Genomic DNA, 17,112 nt, shown 5'->3' with positions numbered 1-17,112 from the left:
ATGACCATTAAACTTGCCCAGACAGAAGCCGACCTGCGCCGCTGCTTACCCGCTTTGCTGGCGTTGCGTCCTCACTTGACGGAAGAAACCGCGCTGGCTCTGCTGCTGGAACAACTGGCAAACGACCGGTTTAGCGTTGCTTTCGTGGACCTCGGCGATGATCCTGCTGTGGCGGGGCAGACGCTAGCTGCACCGGGCGTAGTCACGTATCGGCAGATGACGATGCTGGTTTCTGGCAAGACAATCTATATCGATGACCTGTCGACGTTGCCCGAAGCCCGAGGAAAAGGCTATGCTGGCGCACTGGTGGATTTTGTGATCGATCAGGCGCGGCAATCGGGTTACCAGACCGTTTCATTAGATTCGGGGCAGAATCCATCTCGGTATGATGCCCATCGACTTTATTTGACCAAACGATTCAACATTACCAGTCATCACTTTTCGCTCAAACTGAGTGACTAGCTTCGCACCCGGCTTAGCCCCGCCCTAAAGGAGCCCTGCTGGCGCATCAAAAACTTCCCATGAACCTCGCCAAAATAAGCTGGAGTAACCTGACAGACAAGCCGTTGAGCAGTTTTCTGAGTGGGCTGCTCATGACGCTTGGTATCGCCATTATTTCGCTCTTGCTGCTGCTCAACAAGCAATTGCAGGACCAGTTTAGCCGTAATATTCGGGGAATCGACATGGTAATTGGCGCGAAAGGGTCGCCGTTGCAGTTGATCTTATCCAGCATTTACCAGATCGACTCGCCGGTGGGCAACATTCCGCTGGCCGAAGCCGAACGCCTGACACGCAATCCGATGATTAAAACGGCGATTCCGCTGGCGATGGGCGATAGCTACAAATCGTTTCGGATTGTGGGAACAAACAAAAAATACCTCGACCATTTTGGGGCTAGCGTGGCACAGGGGCAGTTGTTCACGAACGATCTGGATGTGGTGATTGGCACCCGCGTTGCGGCGGCAACCGGTTTGAAAGTAGGCGACAGTTTCGCCAGTCAGCATGGTCTGGATGCAAACGGCGAGGAACATGGCGACAAGAAGTACAAGGTCGTGGGTACGTTGGCACCCAGCAACAGCGTCTGCGACCAATTGATTTTAACCAACGTGTCGAGCATCTGGGCCGTGCATAATCATGACTCGGCCAATGGCGAAGGCCATCATGACGACGAAGCCACCACGGCTGGCGGCGCAACTGCTGACGACCTTGCCGAGCATCACGTTGGCGAAGACGCTCACGAAGACGAGCATGGGCCCGAGGCTGGTCCAGAAATAACCAGTATGCTGGTGAAGTTTCGGAACCCGATGGGCATGATGCTGAAACGCGGCATCGACAACAACTCTAAACTTCAGGCCGCACTACCCGCCATTGAGGTAAATCGCCTGTTTGATCTGCTCGGTGTGGGCGTGCAGACCCTGCGCGGTCTGGCTCTGGCCATCATTATTGTGGCGGGCATCAGCGTATTCGTGTCACTCTATAACTCCCTGAAAGAACGCCGCTACGAAATGGCCCTGATGCTATCAATGGGGGCTACGCGGGCGCAACTGTTTGGTATGCTCTTGCTCGAAGGACTGGTACTGGCCCTGATCGGTTTTGTGGCGGGCCTGGCTATGAGTCGCCTCGGGCTCTGGTTACTGTCCCAATTTGTGGAAGGCAATTACCATTACAGTTTCAGCGACGCCAGTATCCTGCCCGACGAATGGTGGCTACTTGCCGTTGCCGTGGGTATCGGCCTGGTTGCCGCCGCCCTGCCTGCTATTGGTGTGTACCGTATGAACATTTCACGAACTCTGACGGAGGAGTAAATCCCTCACCCCCAGCCCCTACCACAGGAGCGGACCGCCCACTTTGGGAGAGGGGAGCCACTCTACAGCAGTTTCGCTCACTAGCAGAACTATCCTCACCCCCAGCCCCTCGCCTGAAACCAAGGGAGGGGCTGGGGGTGAGGGTAACCACCCAAACAACCTATGCAACTATCTGATCTTCTTTATAAAGTTTCCCTTTTAGCTACGGCAGGCGATATGAACGCCGAAGTAACGCACCTGACAATGGACTCGCGTCAGGTACGTTCCGGGAGCCTGTTTGTGGCTGTTCGGGGCACTGTTTCAGACGGGCACACCTTCATTCCGAAGGCGATTGATCTGGGCGCTACAGCTATTTTGTGCGAAGAATTACCGGCCGAACGGGCTGATTCCGTTACCTACATTCAGGTGGCTAATGCGCCACAGGCGATGGGGATGGCGGCGGCGAACTTCTACGGTCACCCATCAAAAAAAGTGAAGTTGGTGGGGGTGACGGGCACAAACGGCAAAACGTCGGTGGCTACGCTGCTTTTCCGGTTATTTACGTCGCTCGGGTATCGCTGTGGCTTGCTGTCGACGGTACAGAACCAGATTGGTGATACGGTTATTGCTGCTACACACACCACGCCCGACTCCATTACGACCAACGAACTGCTGACGCAAATGCTGGCGCAGGGCTGTACGCACGTGTTTATGGAGGTCAGTTCACACGCTGTGGTGCAGGAGCGTATTGCAGGGCTGCATTTCGCCGGGGGCATTTTTACCAACATCACCCACGACCACCTCGATTTCCACGGCACATTCGACAATTATATCAAGGCGAAAAAGGGATTCTTCGATCAACTGCCTCGCTCCGCTTTTGCCTTGACCAACGCCGATGACAAACGGGGGCTGGTGATGCTGCAAAACACAGTGGCCCGCAAGGAAAGCTATTCGCTGCAAACGCTGGCAGCATCCACTGTGGGTACGTTCAAAGGCAAGGTGCTGGCCGACGGACTGTTCGGGCTGGAAATGCTGGTCGACGAGCGGCAAGTGTGGTTCAAGCTCATTGGCCGGTTCAACGCCTACAACCTGCTGGCAGTTTATGGCGCGGCGGTTCTGCTGGGAGAAGATGAAGAAGAAGTACTGACCGAGCTTTCAGGTACGTTGCCGCCACAAGGCCGTTTCGAGCAGGTCATTTCCGACAACCGGATCGTGGGCATTGTCGATTACGCTCATACGCCCGATGCGCTGCAAAACGTGCTGGAAACGATCACAAACCTTCGTCAGAACAACGAGCAGGGCATTCTGCCAAAAATTATTACCGTAGTTGGTTGTGGTGGCAACCGCGACGCGGCAAAACGGCCTATCATGGCGCAGATTGCCGGCAAGTTCAGCGACCGGGTCATTCTGACGTCCGATAATCCGCGATTTGAAGACCCGATGGCTATTCTGGAGCAGATGCAGGCGGGTCTGTCGCCCGTAGATTATAAGAAAGCGCAGACCATTGAAGACCGGCGCGAAGCCATCCAAACAGCGGTAAAACTGGCCCATCCCAACGATATTATTCTGGTGGCGGGCAAAGGCCACGAGACCTATCAGGACATTCAGGGCGTAAAACACGATTTTGACGACCGGCAGGTACTACGCGACGCCTTTCAAAGTGCTAACTTTGGCAATTAAAAGAGCGAGAGAATGAAAGACGGTCTGCCGCAGCGGTGAAAGAATGAGCGTTCTCTGGTACCGTTTATCAGCCTGGCTGCGCTCATTTTTTCACCGCTGCGGCAGACCGTCTTTCACTCTTTCACGCTTTCACTCGTTCACTATGCTCTATTTCTTATTCCAATACCTCGACCGTGCATTCGACTTTCCGGGCGCCAGGGTGTTTCAGTACATTTCGTTTCGTTCGCTGGGTGCGGTGATCACCTCACTGCTGATTGCGGCCATTTTTGGACGGCGGATCATCGACCAGCTCCGAAAACTACAGATCGGCGAGTCGATTCGGGATTTGGGGCTGGAAGGGCAGATGCAGAAGCGCGGCACACCAACGATGGGCGGCTTTATCATCATGGCCTCACTGGTGATTCCGGTGCTGCTGTTCGCCAACCTGACCAATGTATACATCATCCTGCTGCTGGTTTCGGCCATATGGACCTGCCTGATCGGGTTTATTGATGATTACATCAAGGTATTCAAAAAGAACAAAGAAGGGCTGGAAGGCAAGTTTAAAGTAGTGGGGCAGATTGGTCTGGGCCTGATCGTCGGCCTGACGCTCTCGTTCAACCAGTACGTACGGATCAGGATTTATGATAAGCCGGTGGCAGGCGCCGTTGTGCGGCAGTTGACCCGTTACCACGATATTCATTCGACGGTCTCTACGATTCCTTTTGTCAAGAACAACAACTTCGACTATAGCTGGCTCCTGTTTGGCTTCGTTACCGACGACTACACCTGGATCATCTATACACTGGTCTGCATTTTCATTATCACGGCGGTTTCGAATGGGGCCAACATCACAGACGGTATCGACGGGCTGGCCGCAGGTACGTCGGTTATTATCGGTCTGACGCTGGGCGTGCTTGCCTACCTGTCGTCGAACGCCCGTTTCGCCGATTACCTGAACATCATGTTCATTCCCAACTCGGCCGAGATCGTAATCTTTTGCGCGGCCTTCGTAGGGGCCTGCGTGGGCTTCCTCTGGTATAATTCGTACCCTGCCCAGGTATTCATGGGCGACACGGGTAGCCTGATGCTCGGCGGCGTGATTGCTGTATTGGCGCTGACGATCCGAAAAGAACTGCTGATTCCGGTGATGTGCGGCATTTTCCTGGCCGAACTTGTCTCGGTCATTACGCAGGTCAGCTACTTCAAATACACGAAGAAAAAGTACGGCGAAGGCAGGCGAATCCTACTGATGTCGCCGCTGCACCACCATTTCCAGAAAAAAGGCTACCACGAAGCCAAAATCGTCACCCGTTTCTGGATCGTCGGCATCATGCTCGCCGTGATGACGCTGGTGACGTTGAAATTACGCTAAACGAATTAGACGTTAAGAATTGCTCTGCTCTTGGAACAAGAAGCGTGATTGGCAGCGCAACATTTAACGTTTACGTCTTAACTCTTCACTAAAAAAATGAACGCATACATCTTCCCTGGCCAGGGTTCTCAGTTTACGGGAATGGGCCACGACCTGTATCAACAGTCAGAACAGGCTAAATCCTTGATGGATCAGGCCGATCAGATCCTGGGTTTCAGTCTGACCAACATCATGTTCACCGGCTCCGATGAGGAACTGAAACAGACCAACGTTACGCAGCCTGCCATTTTCCTGCACTCAGTTGCCAAGGCGTTAACGGCCGAAAACTTCGCCCCGGCGATGGTGGCGGGGCATTCGCTCGGCGAATTTTCAGCGCTCGTAGCCGCCGGTGCGCTGTCGTTTGAAGATGGTCTTCGCCTGGTAGCCCAACGCGCCGACGCCATGCAACGCGCCTGCGAGCTGAACCCATCAACAATGGCCGCTATTCTGGGCCTCCCCGACGCAATCATCGAGCAAGTTTGCGAGGCTGTGAACGGTGAAACGGGTGAGATCGTAGTGCCTGCCAACTACAATTGCCCTGGCCAGGTGGTAATTTCGGGAAGTAATGAAGGTATTCGCATCGCCTGCGAACGGCTGAAGGCCGCCGGTGCCAAACGTGCGTTGCCGCTGCCCGTAGGTGGCGCGTTTCACTCGCCGCTGATGGAACCAGCCCGAACCGATCTGGCTCAGGCCATCGAAAATACGCCATTTATGTCGCCCCGCTGCCCGATTTACCAGAACGTAAACGCGCAACCCTCCACCGACGTACCCACGATCAAAGCCAACCTGATTGCGCAACTCACCGCCCCAGTCCGCTGGACACAATCGGTTGAAGCCATGACCACCGACGGGGCCACCCTCTTCACCGAATGCGGACCCGGCAAAGTATTGCAAGGTCTGGTGAAGAAGATTGTACCGAGCGTTGAGGTAGCGGGAGTCTGATGTAACACGGACTTCAGTCCGTCTTTATGGCAAAAAAAGACGGACTGAAGTCCGTGTTACATTAATCCGCGTCCAGATAGGCCGGGAATTTCCCCCGGAACGCTTGCAGATCGTCGAGTGAAAGCGTTTGCTGATGGATGGCTTCGGCATCGTATTGACGAAAAAGAATGTCGCCTTTGACGTCGATCAGGGCCGAACCGCCGCTGTATGGGTGACCATTTCCGTCGGTGCCCACTCGGTTGACACCGGCTACGTAGCTGAGGTTTTCGATGGCGCGGGCCTGAAGCAGTGTATCCCAGGCGTTCTGGCGTGGCGCGGGCCAGTTGGCTACGTAGAGTAGCAAATCATAGTCGAGTTGGTCGGGGGCAATCTGTTTGTTCCGGCTCCAGACCGGGAAACGCAGGTCGTAGCAGACTAGCGGACAAATGCGCCAGCCGCGCCATTCGCGCACCAGCCGCGACGTACCTGCGGAATAGGTCTTGTCTTCGCCCGCCATTCTGAACAGATGACGTTTGTCGTAGTGGGCGAACTGCCCATCGGGCTCCATCCAGATCAGGCGGTTATAGAACCCGCCGTTCTCCTTCACTACGTAGCTACCCGTCACCACCGCGCTGGTTTGCGCCGCCATTTGCTTCAGCCATTTGAACGTGGTCAGGTTCATCGGCTCAGCCACGGCACGGGCATCCATCGTGAAACCTGTCGTAAACATTTCGGGCAGCACGATCAGATCCGTTGGCTCGGGCAGGGTGAAGATCTTCTCCTCCAGCATCGCCCGGTTCGCCACAGGGTCCTGCCAGTGCAGTTCAGTTTGAAGGAGGGTGATGTTCATGGATAAAAAGGGTTCAATACAGAGGACACAGAGCTTTTTTTAGAGAAAATAAAACTCTGTGTCCTCTGCGTCTCTGTATTGAACCTATTTCTTATTTAGGAAACCGCATTTTATACTCCACATCCACGTTGCCGCGCGTGATGTCGGCGAGGCGTTTTTTGAGGAGTTGGCGTTTCAGCGGCGACATATAGTCGGTGAAGAGTTTGCCTTCGATATGGTCGTATTCATGCTGAATAATCCGGGCGGCGGTGCCTTCGTATTCTTCCTCGTGCTCGTTCCAGTCGACGTCGAAATAGCGGATCACGATGAACTCGGGGCGGAACACATCGTTGCGAATACCAGGAATGCTCAGGCAGCCTTCCTCAAATGCCCACTCGTCGCCATCTTCCTCGATAATTTCGGCATTGATAAACACCTTCTTAAAGCCAACAAGCGTTGGGTCGATGTCCTCTTCCGATTCGCCTTCATTGAACGGTTGCCCATCCACCACGAACATCCGCACGCTTTGCCCGATCTGCGGAGCAGCAAGCCCCACACCCGACGCCGCGTACATGGTTTCGAACATATCTTCGCTTAACTTTTTCACGTCGAGCGTACCTTTTTCAATGTCTTTGGCCTTTTTCCGCAATACCGGATCGCCGTAAGCTACAATTGGGAGAATCATTTTTTAAGGTAGTCTTCTGTCCTCTGTCTTCAGTCTTCTGTTGCGTTGCCAGGTAGCCACAAGGTTTATGAGCAGCGCAACAGAAGACTGAAGACAGAGGACAGAAGACTTATTTTTTGCTTTCCATAAATGACTGGAGGATGATCGTGGCGCTCACCATATCGATGTTGCCTTTCACCCGCCGGTCTTTCTTACTGGTGCCGCCCGCAATCATCGACTGCATGGCCATCCGCGACGTAAACCGTTCATCGTGCTGATAAACAGTCTGATCGGGAAACACCGCTTTCAATTTTTTAATCAGGCCACGAACCGGTGCCGTGGTGTCGGTATCGGTGCCGTCGGTATTCGTTGGCCAACCCACCACGAAGGCTTCAACCGGTTCGGCCGCCACGTAGGCTTTCAGTCGGTCGAGCAGCGTATGGGTAGGCACCGTTTCCAGCGCCGTTGCAATGATCTGCATCGGATCGGTCACGGCCAGGCCGGTCCGTTTGTTTCCGTAATCAATTGCCACAATTCGAGCCATAGTAAATGCAAAGGTACGAAAACGCCGGTTGTGGTTCGCTTGTCGGATGGTACACGGAGTAAAGGGATTTAAACCGACTTGCGCGAAATTTGATTTTACCGTCTGGACCGACTCCGCCCGTTTGCCCACCTATTTGGCGATCAGGTACGTTAGCCGAGACCCAATCCATTTGAACCGACTGGCTCGTTGACCCGTTCTGCCTCGCCATAGCCGTGCCCTCCTTCGCCCAAATTGAGCTGGTCAATCAGGTTTCGATTCTGTTGGATGACCAATTGAAAGGGTAATAACCGAGCCGCTAACAAGTGCCTAAGTCAGTTGTTAGCGAAATATTGTCGTGTTATGATAGTCGAGGTAAATCCGGGACGGCTTATTCGCTTCCAAAGCAGGCAGTATAGATAGCGGTTTACCGTGGTACTGATAGTATTCTTTACCGTTATTAAACTCTTCTCTTATCCGCTGACTTACTTCAATTTTCAATTCTGGGGTAACGGTTATATATCCGTCATCGAAAAGCTTATGCATGTCGGAACGCAGTAGTAGGCCGTTAGAAACGGTATTGGAACCTGCTTCCGAGAAAGGCTTGATGTGAGCAGCTTCTAAAACAGGCAACGTTTTCTCGCCCGTTATTGCACATCGCTTGCTATACGCATCGATTACGGAAAGTCGAAACGCCCCCTGGCCGATACGAACTTTCGTAAGGAAAGAATTGCCATATTGTGCCGCAACTTCTTCTACAGATGAGGCTCGTTCAGCCGATGGTAGCATGGCGTATTTAGCAAGCGTTGCCTGAACCTGTTGCCAGAGAGCTAAGCCTATTGCATCGGTTGTGCCGTACTTTTTGCCTTGCACAATGCTGTTACTCCAATTAACAGGTACTGAAATCCAGTCTTCTTCCTTAAAGAAAATAGGATTGGTCAAAGCAATACAGCCAATACTAGGGTTACGCTCAGCCGTCTTGCGGTATTGTTGAATAGACTTTCGAAAGCTTTCTACCGTATCAAATCCATTTCGGGGCCCAAACGTATCCCAGGCTAGGTTCAGAGGAAGCTGACTATGGGCCCAAAAATAACCCAAGCCACCAATGGCGTTATGTGGGCTTTTCAGCTTGAACAGAAATACGCCACCGGGGCTGAGTGCCCGAAAAGTACCCTGACCGCCTGGTTGCCAGAAGTTTATATCTTCCGGAGAGCGAGCACGAAGATAGTCGTACCAATTCCAGTCAGTCACACCCATGTAATAGTCCATACCGCTAAAGTAGTAACTTATTAGATCTTGACTTATCTGGAATAGCAGGGCTTTCTCTTAAAAGTGTAGAGTTCTTCTTACCGTCAAAAATTGCTTTTGCCAGGCCCTTCGACAGGCTGGTCCGCCGAGCCTGTCGAAGGGCCTGGCAAAAGCACAATGACATTGTGAAGCCGCCTACAGCATAAGACCGCCCTGCCTATCAGCTTACGCCTTCACCGGCGATTTGCGGTATTCAGACGGCGTTTTCTGGGTATGCTGTTTGAAGAATGTCGTGAAGTAAGCGGCTGAACTGAAGCCTGTTTCATCGGCAATTTCAGCCATTGGCTTGCTGGTTTCGCGGAGCAGATGCTTGGCGCGTTTCAGCCGTACTTCGGTCAGGTAATCCATCACGTTCATATCGAGCAAGGCCTGTACTTTTCGGTAAAGCTGCACCCGCGAAAGACCCATCTCACGACTCAGCTTTTCGACCCCAAAGGCGGGATCGCCCAGATGTTGCTCAATAAGGGCGGTTAGTTCATTCAGAAATTTTTTGTCCTGCCGGTTTCCCCCGGCACCCGATTGCGACAGAAAATCGGAGGCGTATCGCCGTTGCCACTTTTCCCGATTAGCCAGGGTAGTGCGCATCGTTTCAAGCAGATACTGGGTGTTGAATGGCTTTGTGATGTAAGCGTCTGCGCCAACGCGTGTGCCTTCGATCCGATGTTGCATCTGGGCTTTGGCTGTCAACAGAATAACCGGAATATGGGAGGTGCGAAGGTCGGTTTTTATGCGCTGGGTTAGTTGCAGTCCATCCATGCCCGGTAGCATAATGTCGCTGATAATCAGGTCGGGAATAGTTTCAAGGGTACGTTCCCAGCCTTTTTCGCCAGAAGCTTCGGCCAGTACATCGAACTCGTAACTCAGGCGTGTGCTTAGAAAAGAGCGGAGATCATCGTTGTCTTCAACAACCAGCAACGTACCCAGTTTTTTGCTCGCTAGGGCGGGTATATCCACCACATACTCATCGTCCAGATCGACGGCCAGTTGTTGCCGGGTTGACGAGCCAGTCATCTCTTCCGCCGTTAAATGCTGAGTACCCAACGGTAGGAGTATGGTAAACGTTGTGCCTTCGCCTGGTGCAGATTGAACGGTGAGTTCGCCCTGATGAAGCTGAATAAATTCCATTGACAAAGCCAAACCGAGCCCTTTCGACAAGTTAAACGGTTTGGTGCCGCTGTAAAACAGATCGAAGGCGTGGGCCTGTTCGTCGGGCGTCATACCTTCACCATTATCCTGCACCCGAATCTGCACCTGCCCCTCAAGCACGTTGAGGATCACGTGAATCAGGCCGCCGCCGGGCGTGTATTTAAAGGCGTTGGAGAGCAGGTTGACAAAGACTTTATCCAGCTTTTCACCATCGAACCAGACAGGTACGTTGGTCTCTGTTGTCATAAGCTGTAGGTCGATGCGCTGTTTTCTGGCCTTGGGAATAAAGTCCTGAACAATATCCTGAATGAAGGCAATCAGGTCCTGCTCGGCGGTGCGAAGGCGTTGCTTGCCTGCATCTGTCTTGCGCAGGTCCAGCATCTGATCGACCAGCCTGAGGAGCCGATACGCATTTTTCTGAACCAGTAGCAAATTGCTTTTCAGGTCGTACGGCGTAACTGTTTTCTTATTGAGCAGGTCTTCCGTCGGCGTTAAAATCAGGCTGAGCGGGGTGTTGAACTCGTGCGATATGTAGGAGTAGAAGCGTAGCTTCTCTTCCGTTGCCAGCCGGGCCTGCGCCGACACCATTTCGATTCGCTCTTTCTGGTCTAAAATCTCCTGATTCTGCCGTTCCAGAGTTTGGTAAGCCGCCTGCTTGGACCGATACAGGTACAGTGCCCAGCCACCCAGCGTCATGGCCACCAGCAGGCTGGCCAGGGTAAAATAAAGCGTGTTTTTCTGAGAGGTATAAATCAGGTTCAGGTCGTTGATGCGCTGCTGCTGCTTCTCAATATCGACCTGCTGCTCCACTATTTTCTCGTTCTGAAGTTTCATGGTACGCACATTCGACGAGTCGATGAGCGTAATTGGTAACCTGTTTTCCCGTTTGAACGGCTGCTTCTTCAGAATAGCCATGGCCGTACGGATCGCCTCTTTACCTCCCGTCGGGTACAACACGGTGGCACTCAGAATATCCCGGTCAACCAGGTCGATGCCTTCGTTTTGGCCGGGTAAGCCATCGACACCGATGATCTTTACCTGCTTGTCTAGCCCTAGTTTTCGACATACGTTGTAGGCTTTGAGGGCGGTGCGGTCATTCTGGGCAAAAATGAGTTGAACCGCCGGTTTGTTGGTGAGTAACGCGGTGAGTTTATCGGCGAAAGAACGTTTATCCCAGTCGCCTTCCAATTTGGCAAGCAGCCGAATACCCGGATGGCTACCAATGGCGTTCATAAACCCACGATGCCGGTCAATATCGGCCGATGAGCCCGGCGATTCGCCAATCTCGACGACATTGCCCGTTCCCTTCAGCAACTGATTGGCGTATAAGCCGGCATTCTGGCCCACCTCTACATTGTCGGCACCAACGTAAGCAGTGTACAGGTCTGAGTCGGTGCGCCGGTCAAGAATAATAACGGGAATGCCCTGCTGGTACGCTTTTTCAACAATGGGCGTGATGGGTCGGGCCGCGTTTGGCGAAACAATCAGCAAATCGACCCGCTGATCGATCAATTCCTGAATCTGTTTCACCTGTTGTTCGCTCTGTCCGCCGGCATCTTTCAGCAGAAACTCAATATCGGGGTTGAACGATAACTCCCGATTCATACCGGCCAGCATTGTTTTACGCCAGGTATCTGCCCCGGTGCGCTGCGAAAAGCCAATGCGATATTTTTTGGGTGATGTAACTGGCTGACAGCTACTTAACCAAAGAAAGAGCACGCTAAGCACAGAATATCCCACTCGTTTTCGGCCAGAAACACAGTCACTCAGGCACGAAAAGCGATGGACAGCTAACCTGGTGAACGGACGATTCATGAATGCAGCGGGTATCTCTTATAGTGCCTAAATATAATTTATTATACGTTAAATTTAACAATAGACAGATAAGCAATGTGCCTAGCTATACCTCGATGAGCATAGCGCCGTAGGAGTAGCCGCCGCCAAACACCGTGACAACGATGCGTTCGCCTTTTTTAAACGAATTCCAATGTTCAGACAGGGCGATGGCACAACCCGCGCAACCCGTATTGCCCAGATACTGGATGTTGGAGAGTAACTTTTCTTCGGGCAAACCCAGGGTCTGCATCACGTTGCGGCTGATACGAAGATTGGCCTGGTGCGGCAGTACATAGTCGACATCGGCGGCCGTCAGGTCGTGGCGCGCCAGAATCTGGAGGCTGGCTTTGGGCATGTAGATGCAGGCATTCTGAAATACGTCGCGGCCATACGGCATGATTACACCTTTCACAAGCGGCTGTAACACCACCGCTTCAACGGCTTTGCCAGCGTGGGCAGCACCGCCGGTTAGCAGGCCTTTGATGGTGAAATCACCGTCAGACTGGCGTTCTTTGGTAATGAGTAGTGCCGCCGCGCCGTCGCCCCAAAGGTGCCCCGACACGGTATCTTCTTCGTTGTAATAAGCCGTATTGTGTTCAGTAACGACTACCAGCGCCCGGCTGGCTTTGTTCAGCGCGAAGTAGCCTTCAACGATCTCGATGGCGTTGAGCAGCGACGAACAGGCCGACGAAACGGAAACAGTCGGAATATCGGCAATATTGAGATGGTGCTGAATAGCATGGGCCAGCGTTACAATGGTATCATGAGGCGTGTATGTTGCGCCCACGATCAGGTCGACGGTTGAGAGATCGGTTTTCGCCTGCAGGCGATCCACAACATCAATCGACATGGTGTTGGTATTTTCATCCGGGCTTGCCTTACGCCGTTCACTAATACCGGTCCGGGTAGTAATCCACTCGTCGGAGAGTCCGTTGAGTTGTGTAAAATGGTCATTGCCTACTATTTGCTCAGGCAAATAGTGACTGACTGCGTGAATAAACATGTGCCGGTTAACTTGGCTTCGAAGAGAACAACTGAAAATATCCCGAAAGTTAAAATCTTCCGGGAAGACGTAGTAGTTATAATTGGTATAATGCAATAATGACTAAAAATAATGCCCATAATCAACTGAATGGCTGGCTGCCATTGCTCTTTTACGCCGTTCTGCTGGTCGGTGCCTGCTGGATATTTCGCGCGCAGACCCATCAGGCAGCGCAGTGGCGCGGGGCTTATTTCTCCATGGCCGCCAACCTGGACACCTCCGGGCGGTTTCTGGTCGATACCACAGAAATTAACCTGTTTGATCGATTACCCGTCGGCCAGCAGGTCGATTACCGGTTTCATCGTAGTCCTGTTTCCCAACGTACGGAGTATGTGTTTATGCAGATTGGCTACGGTTATTTCTGCGCGCTGGCAAGGCGCCTATGGCCGTTTGGTGGTGATGCGCACGCCATCATCATGCTCCAGACTGCCACCCATGTTAGCCTATGCTTGTGGCTGTTATGGCTACTGCCAACCGGCTGGCGGCGCGCTGCCTTTCTACTCGGTTATGCCTGCAATCCGTTTGTCGTCAGGTACGTTACGTATGATTTCTATTATTTCTGGCAGGTTATACCCAGTTTTCTTCTCGTAGGTACGTACCTGGGCTGGCGGGCTACAGGTTGGGCGGGGCTGTGGCTTGGTCCACTGCTCGGGTCGCTTTTTTTGGTTCGGCCTTCTATGATGGGCGCCTTGCTGGGGCTAGGCTGCTTCTGGGTTTATCATCGACAGATTGGGTTGCTGATGGTAACCGCTTCACTGGCCGTTTTTGTGGCTGTTACGCTGTACAGGCCTGTACAATCGGCACCCTGGCGACCCGTGTATGTGGGCATAGCAGCGTATCGGAACCCATATATGAACAACCTGTCAGATGTGGCCATTTATGACCTGTACAAAGCTCGAACGGGTCATACCTATCAATATGGCGGTTCAGATCCGGCGCAGGAAAAACAACTGACAGCCGTGTTGAAGGCAGATGTGCAAACTCTCTGGCATCGGGCACCTTCGCTGTTTATCAGGAATGCCTTGCTGAACACGCTACTGGCTTTCTCTGCCGGTTACGTAGCTGGCGGCGGTGACGGACTCAACTATACGCTTTCTGCGCTGGGGCTGTTGGTGCTTGGCTGGCTCCTGTGGAGACGCCGCTATCTTTTCGTCGTGGCGGTGCTGGTTACGGTGGGTACGTTCACCTTGTATTACCCACCCATTCCGGCCTATATGTATGGGGCCTACCTGTTGCTGATTATGGCGTTTGTAGCACCTGGTCATAAAAGGCCAGCAGTTTGGCGGCTTCGGTAGCCCAATTGTAGTGCTGAACAACGGCGTTGCGGCCTCGACTGCCCATTTGCGCGGCCTCGTCGGGATGATCGATCAGGTACGTTAGCGCGCTGGTAACGGCATCGGCACTGTAGGGGTCAACGCAGAACCCGCACTTATGGCGCTCTACCACGTCTTTATACAGTGGAAAATCAGCGGTGATAACGGGTAATCCCAGTGCCATGTATTCAAACAGTTTGGTCGTGTACGATTCAGGATAGTCGCCGATTGGTTTCAGGAGTGCCAGTCCGGCCACCGCGCCTTCTGCATACTGAAGCGCCGTTTTTTGATCGGTGTAGCCATAAAAATGAAGCTGGGTACGTACCTGCTGATAGTCAACATTGGCGTCGAGCACCGCCTGCGTAAAGGTTTGTCTGCCAAATAGATGGACGAAGAAATCAACGTGTTGACCTTTTAGTTTGGCAAACGCAGCCAACAGCGTATCGACGGCCCGTTCCATACTTAGCCAGCCAATATAGAAGAAGGCGTGCGGCTGTTTGCGGGGGAGATACGGCCTGCGAAACGGCTCCAGCAAAGGCAGCGACGCATAATTATAAATCACCACCGACGGCTTTTGCAGGTTGGTGTAGGTAGTTAAATAGCCGTGTTCGGTGAAAATGCAGTAGCAGTATCGGCGGGCTAATTGGTCTAACGTAGCAAATGCTTTTTCGAGCAGCCAGCCCCGGTTTTTAGCCTTCAGATGCAACTTCTTGAACAGGTTTTCCTGCACCTCGTAGACAAGCCGGGCACCGCGCAGACGAAAGAGGAAAGCAAATGGAATAAACTCAGGTACGTAGAAATGCACTACGTCGGGCCGTAGTTGCCAGCATCGCCACACAATCAGGGGGCAGGTGAGCAGGATGCGCCAGATTACCTGCTCGTAGTAGGGGAGGCTGATGAACTGTACGTTGGGAGCTACGGTCGGGTCGGCGTCGGGAATGGCGCACCACACCTCGTAGTGCGCCGCCAGGGCGGGGCATTGCTTGTAGACAATGCGTGGGTCATGGGGGCGATGGGCGGTGGTAACGTGCAGTACTCTAATGGGCATTACGTAGGCATTAATGGTCATTGATCAATGGCCAATGACGGTCACTTTAAGCCAAAAGTACGCAACTCAGCATCAATCTGGGTGTTCCAGCGGGCTTGTGCTGTCTGGTTAATGCCGTGGTTTGTTTCGTCGTCATACTGCTGTTGCCGCAGGCTCAACGCCCGGTACGTATCGATATATTGGTACTGAATATTACTGTTGTAGTCGTTCAGCGACAGGCTATCCGGGTTGACCCGCTTCCGGAAATCTTCCATTGCCAACCGCGAAATGTCGAAGTGGCGTTGCTCGTGGTTCAGCGCATAGTCGTTATGGCCAACGGGCTTCACCCACGACTGGCTTTTGAGCATAAACACTTTCAACTTCAGCTTCACATGGATGTTGCCTTTTTCGATGTCGCTGTGGCCTTCATACGCCACGCCGGGCATGATCTGGGCGGCATACCGATTGGCGGCCGGGGGCGGTGCCCGAAAATCGTCCCAGGTTAGTGGCCGGTCGGGGTCATAAAAAACGGTATCGCTGCTGGCCGACGTGCGGGTGGTCACGTTATCGAAGGTGACCGAAATTTTACTGGCCAGCACAGGTACGTTGCCTGATTCCTTATTCATGAAATTATTCAGAAACCGGAGGCCTTCGTTTACGCTCTGCCGAATCACTTTTTCGATAACCTGCGTTTGCCCCGGTGGCCGCTGATACCGGGCATTTCCCTGATAGGTAACCAGGGAAAGCTGCTCGTCTTCACGCTTGACATCGAAGGCAAGGGAGAGATTCAGCCGACCGTTGATTGCTCCTTTTGGTCCCGCCGTTTCGGTAAGGTTACCCACCGTAATACGCAACACAATGGGGCGAAGGGAACGGTTCTGTTTCAGGCTTCGGGCGATATAGCGATAAATAGCTGGTGCCGTGCCCCCGTCGAGGTCGACAGGTACAGTTGGTTTGTCAGGGCGGAGGATCAGGCTGGCAAAGGCATCGCGCTGGGTCCGTTTGTCCTGGACACTTTCGATGTAATATTCGGTTGGTGTAAAGGATAGTGTTTCGGGCTGAAGGGTAATAACGGCATAATCGGGCAACGTGGCAGGACCAAACCCCGCTGCCAACAGCAGACATAGAGAAAGCGGCAACAGCCGGAAGAATAGCTTCATTGATTGGTTATACACCGAAACCTCCGCTTCGGAAAGTGGCTCAACTACGTGTTTGTTACCGAAGCGAGGGAAGGCTATTTCCAGGATTCGGCATCACTTAATAAACACGAAAACAGGGCCAAACGTGCTAGGCGGGCCAACTGCGGTGGCGTCGTGCTGGAAGCGCCCATACACGATGTGGATTGGCAGTTGACAAGTTGGTCATTGCGATGCCAAAGAGCCATCGGCTCGGCCCATGTTGTAGCGGTGGGTTTCAACCCGCCGACAACGATCAGATAGGTTTCCAGGAGAGCCATCGGCCCGGTCCATGGTAGTTTACAGCCAACATGAGCCGTCCCGACGGGACTCGTTTTGGGATGGTTTGCCAGTTCAGCGGGTTGAAACCCGCCGCTACAACATGGGCCGAGCCGAGGGCTCTTTGGATTGCGCCTGATAACATCGGCAACGTACCTGCGCTTTCTTAACATTCGCCGATTTGTTGCCGTCACA

At 53.0% G+C, this 17,112-nt stretch carries 15 protein-coding genes; 7 read left to right on the top strand and 8 right to left on the bottom strand.

Features of this window, described 5'->3' with window-relative positions; translation table 11 throughout:
* The 5 genes from ACFE8Q_RS20335 (at position 1) to fabD (ending at position 5,799) form a co-directional block, all read left to right on the top strand.
* Positions 1–462: a GNAT family N-acetyltransferase gene (locus ACFE8Q_RS20335; protein ID WP_375447273.1), complete on the top strand. Its 462-nt coding sequence runs from the start codon at positions 1–3 to the stop codon at positions 460–462.
* Positions 463–521: 59 nt separating this feature from the next.
* Positions 522–1,805: an ABC transporter permease gene (locus tag ACFE8Q_RS20330; RefSeq protein ID WP_375447272.1), complete on the top strand. Its 1,284-nt coding sequence runs from the start codon at positions 522–524 to the stop codon at positions 1,803–1,805.
* Positions 1,806–1,967: 162 nt separating this feature from the next.
* A complete protein-coding gene (locus ACFE8Q_RS20325; protein ID WP_375447271.1) occupies positions 1,968–3,464 on the top strand; it encodes a UDP-N-acetylmuramoyl-L-alanyl-D-glutamate--2,6-diaminopimelate ligase in 1,497 nt (498 codons plus the stop codon).
* A 142-nt stretch (positions 3,465–3,606) separates the two neighbouring features.
* Positions 3,607–4,818 carry a phospho-N-acetylmuramoyl-pentapeptide-transferase gene (gene mraY / locus ACFE8Q_RS20320; RefSeq protein ID WP_375447270.1) on the top strand — a complete coding sequence of 404 codons (1,212 nt, stop codon included), beginning with the start codon at positions 3,607–3,609 and terminating at the stop codon, positions 4,816–4,818.
* Positions 4,819–4,914: 96 nt separating this feature from the next.
* On the top strand, positions 4,915–5,799 hold the full coding sequence (gene fabD / locus ACFE8Q_RS20315) for an ACP S-malonyltransferase (RefSeq protein ID WP_375447269.1): 885 nt from the start codon (positions 4,915–4,917) through the stop codon (positions 5,797–5,799).
* A gap of 61 nt (positions 5,800–5,860) precedes the next feature.
* Here fabD and ACFE8Q_RS20310 read toward each other — a convergent pair whose 3' ends face one another.
* The 6 genes from ACFE8Q_RS20310 to ACFE8Q_RS20285 form a co-directional block, all read right to left on the bottom strand.
* On the bottom strand, positions 5,861–6,628 hold the full coding sequence (locus ACFE8Q_RS20310; RefSeq protein WP_375447268.1) for an amidohydrolase: 768 nt from the start codon (positions 6,626–6,628) through the stop codon (positions 5,861–5,863).
* Positions 6,629–6,719: 91 nt separating this feature from the next.
* Positions 6,720–7,292 (bottom strand): peptide deformylase, encoded by a 573-nt coding sequence (gene def, locus ACFE8Q_RS20305; RefSeq protein WP_375447267.1) that lies wholly within the window; start codon positions 7,290–7,292, stop codon positions 6,720–6,722.
* Between the two features lie 109 nt (positions 7,293–7,401).
* Positions 7,402–7,815: a Holliday junction resolvase RuvX gene (gene ruvX, locus ACFE8Q_RS20300; RefSeq protein WP_375447266.1), complete on the bottom strand. Its 414-nt coding sequence runs from the start codon at positions 7,813–7,815 to the stop codon at positions 7,402–7,404.
* 318 nt (positions 7,816–8,133) lie between these two features.
* A complete protein-coding gene (locus ACFE8Q_RS20295) occupies positions 8,134–9,060 on the bottom strand; it encodes an HNH endonuclease (RefSeq protein WP_375447265.1) in 927 nt (308 codons plus the stop codon).
* 204 nt (positions 9,061–9,264) lie between these two features.
* On the bottom strand, positions 9,265–11,850 hold the full coding sequence (locus ACFE8Q_RS20290) for a substrate-binding domain-containing protein (RefSeq protein ID WP_375447264.1): 2,586 nt from the start codon (positions 11,848–11,850) through the stop codon (positions 9,265–9,267).
* 295 nt (positions 11,851–12,145) lie between these two features.
* Positions 12,146–13,084: a 3-oxoacyl-ACP synthase III family protein gene (locus ACFE8Q_RS20285; RefSeq protein ID WP_375447263.1), complete on the bottom strand. Its 939-nt coding sequence runs from the start codon at positions 13,082–13,084 to the stop codon at positions 12,146–12,148.
* Between the two features lie 98 nt (positions 13,085–13,182).
* On the opposite strand from ACFE8Q_RS20285, the gene ACFE8Q_RS20280 reads away from it, so the two are divergent.
* Entirely contained in the window at positions 13,183–14,418 is a 1,236-nt protein-coding gene (locus ACFE8Q_RS20280) for a hypothetical protein (protein WP_375447262.1), read from the top strand.
* On the opposite strand, the gene ACFE8Q_RS20275 is transcribed toward ACFE8Q_RS20280, so the two are convergent.
* Together ACFE8Q_RS20275 and ACFE8Q_RS20270 are read right to left on the bottom strand one after the other, a co-directional pair.
* Positions 14,363–15,484 (bottom strand): glycosyltransferase, encoded by a 1,122-nt coding sequence (locus tag ACFE8Q_RS20275; protein ID WP_375447261.1) that lies wholly within the window; start codon positions 15,482–15,484, stop codon positions 14,363–14,365. The two genes, ACFE8Q_RS20280 and ACFE8Q_RS20275, sit on opposite strands and share 56 nt — an antisense overlap.
* Positions 15,485–15,525: 41 nt before the next feature.
* Positions 15,526–16,623, bottom strand: coding sequence for a hypothetical protein (locus ACFE8Q_RS20270; RefSeq protein ID WP_375447260.1), 1,098 nt, complete (start codon positions 16,621–16,623; stop codon positions 15,526–15,528).
* A 326-nt stretch (positions 16,624–16,949) separates the two neighbouring features.
* Here ACFE8Q_RS20270 and ACFE8Q_RS20265 point away from each other — a divergent pair, with 326 nt between their 5' ends.
* Positions 16,950–17,087: a hypothetical protein gene (locus tag ACFE8Q_RS20265; RefSeq protein WP_375447259.1), complete on the top strand. Its 138-nt coding sequence runs from the start codon at positions 16,950–16,952 to the stop codon at positions 17,085–17,087.
* Positions 17,088–17,112: the final 25 nt, after the last annotated feature.

Source organism: uncultured Fibrella sp. (assembly GCF_964250085.1).
Taxonomy (GTDB): Bacteria; Bacteroidota; Bacteroidia; order Cytophagales; family Spirosomataceae; genus Fibrella.
This window is presented reverse-complemented; position numbering and strand designations above follow the sequence as displayed.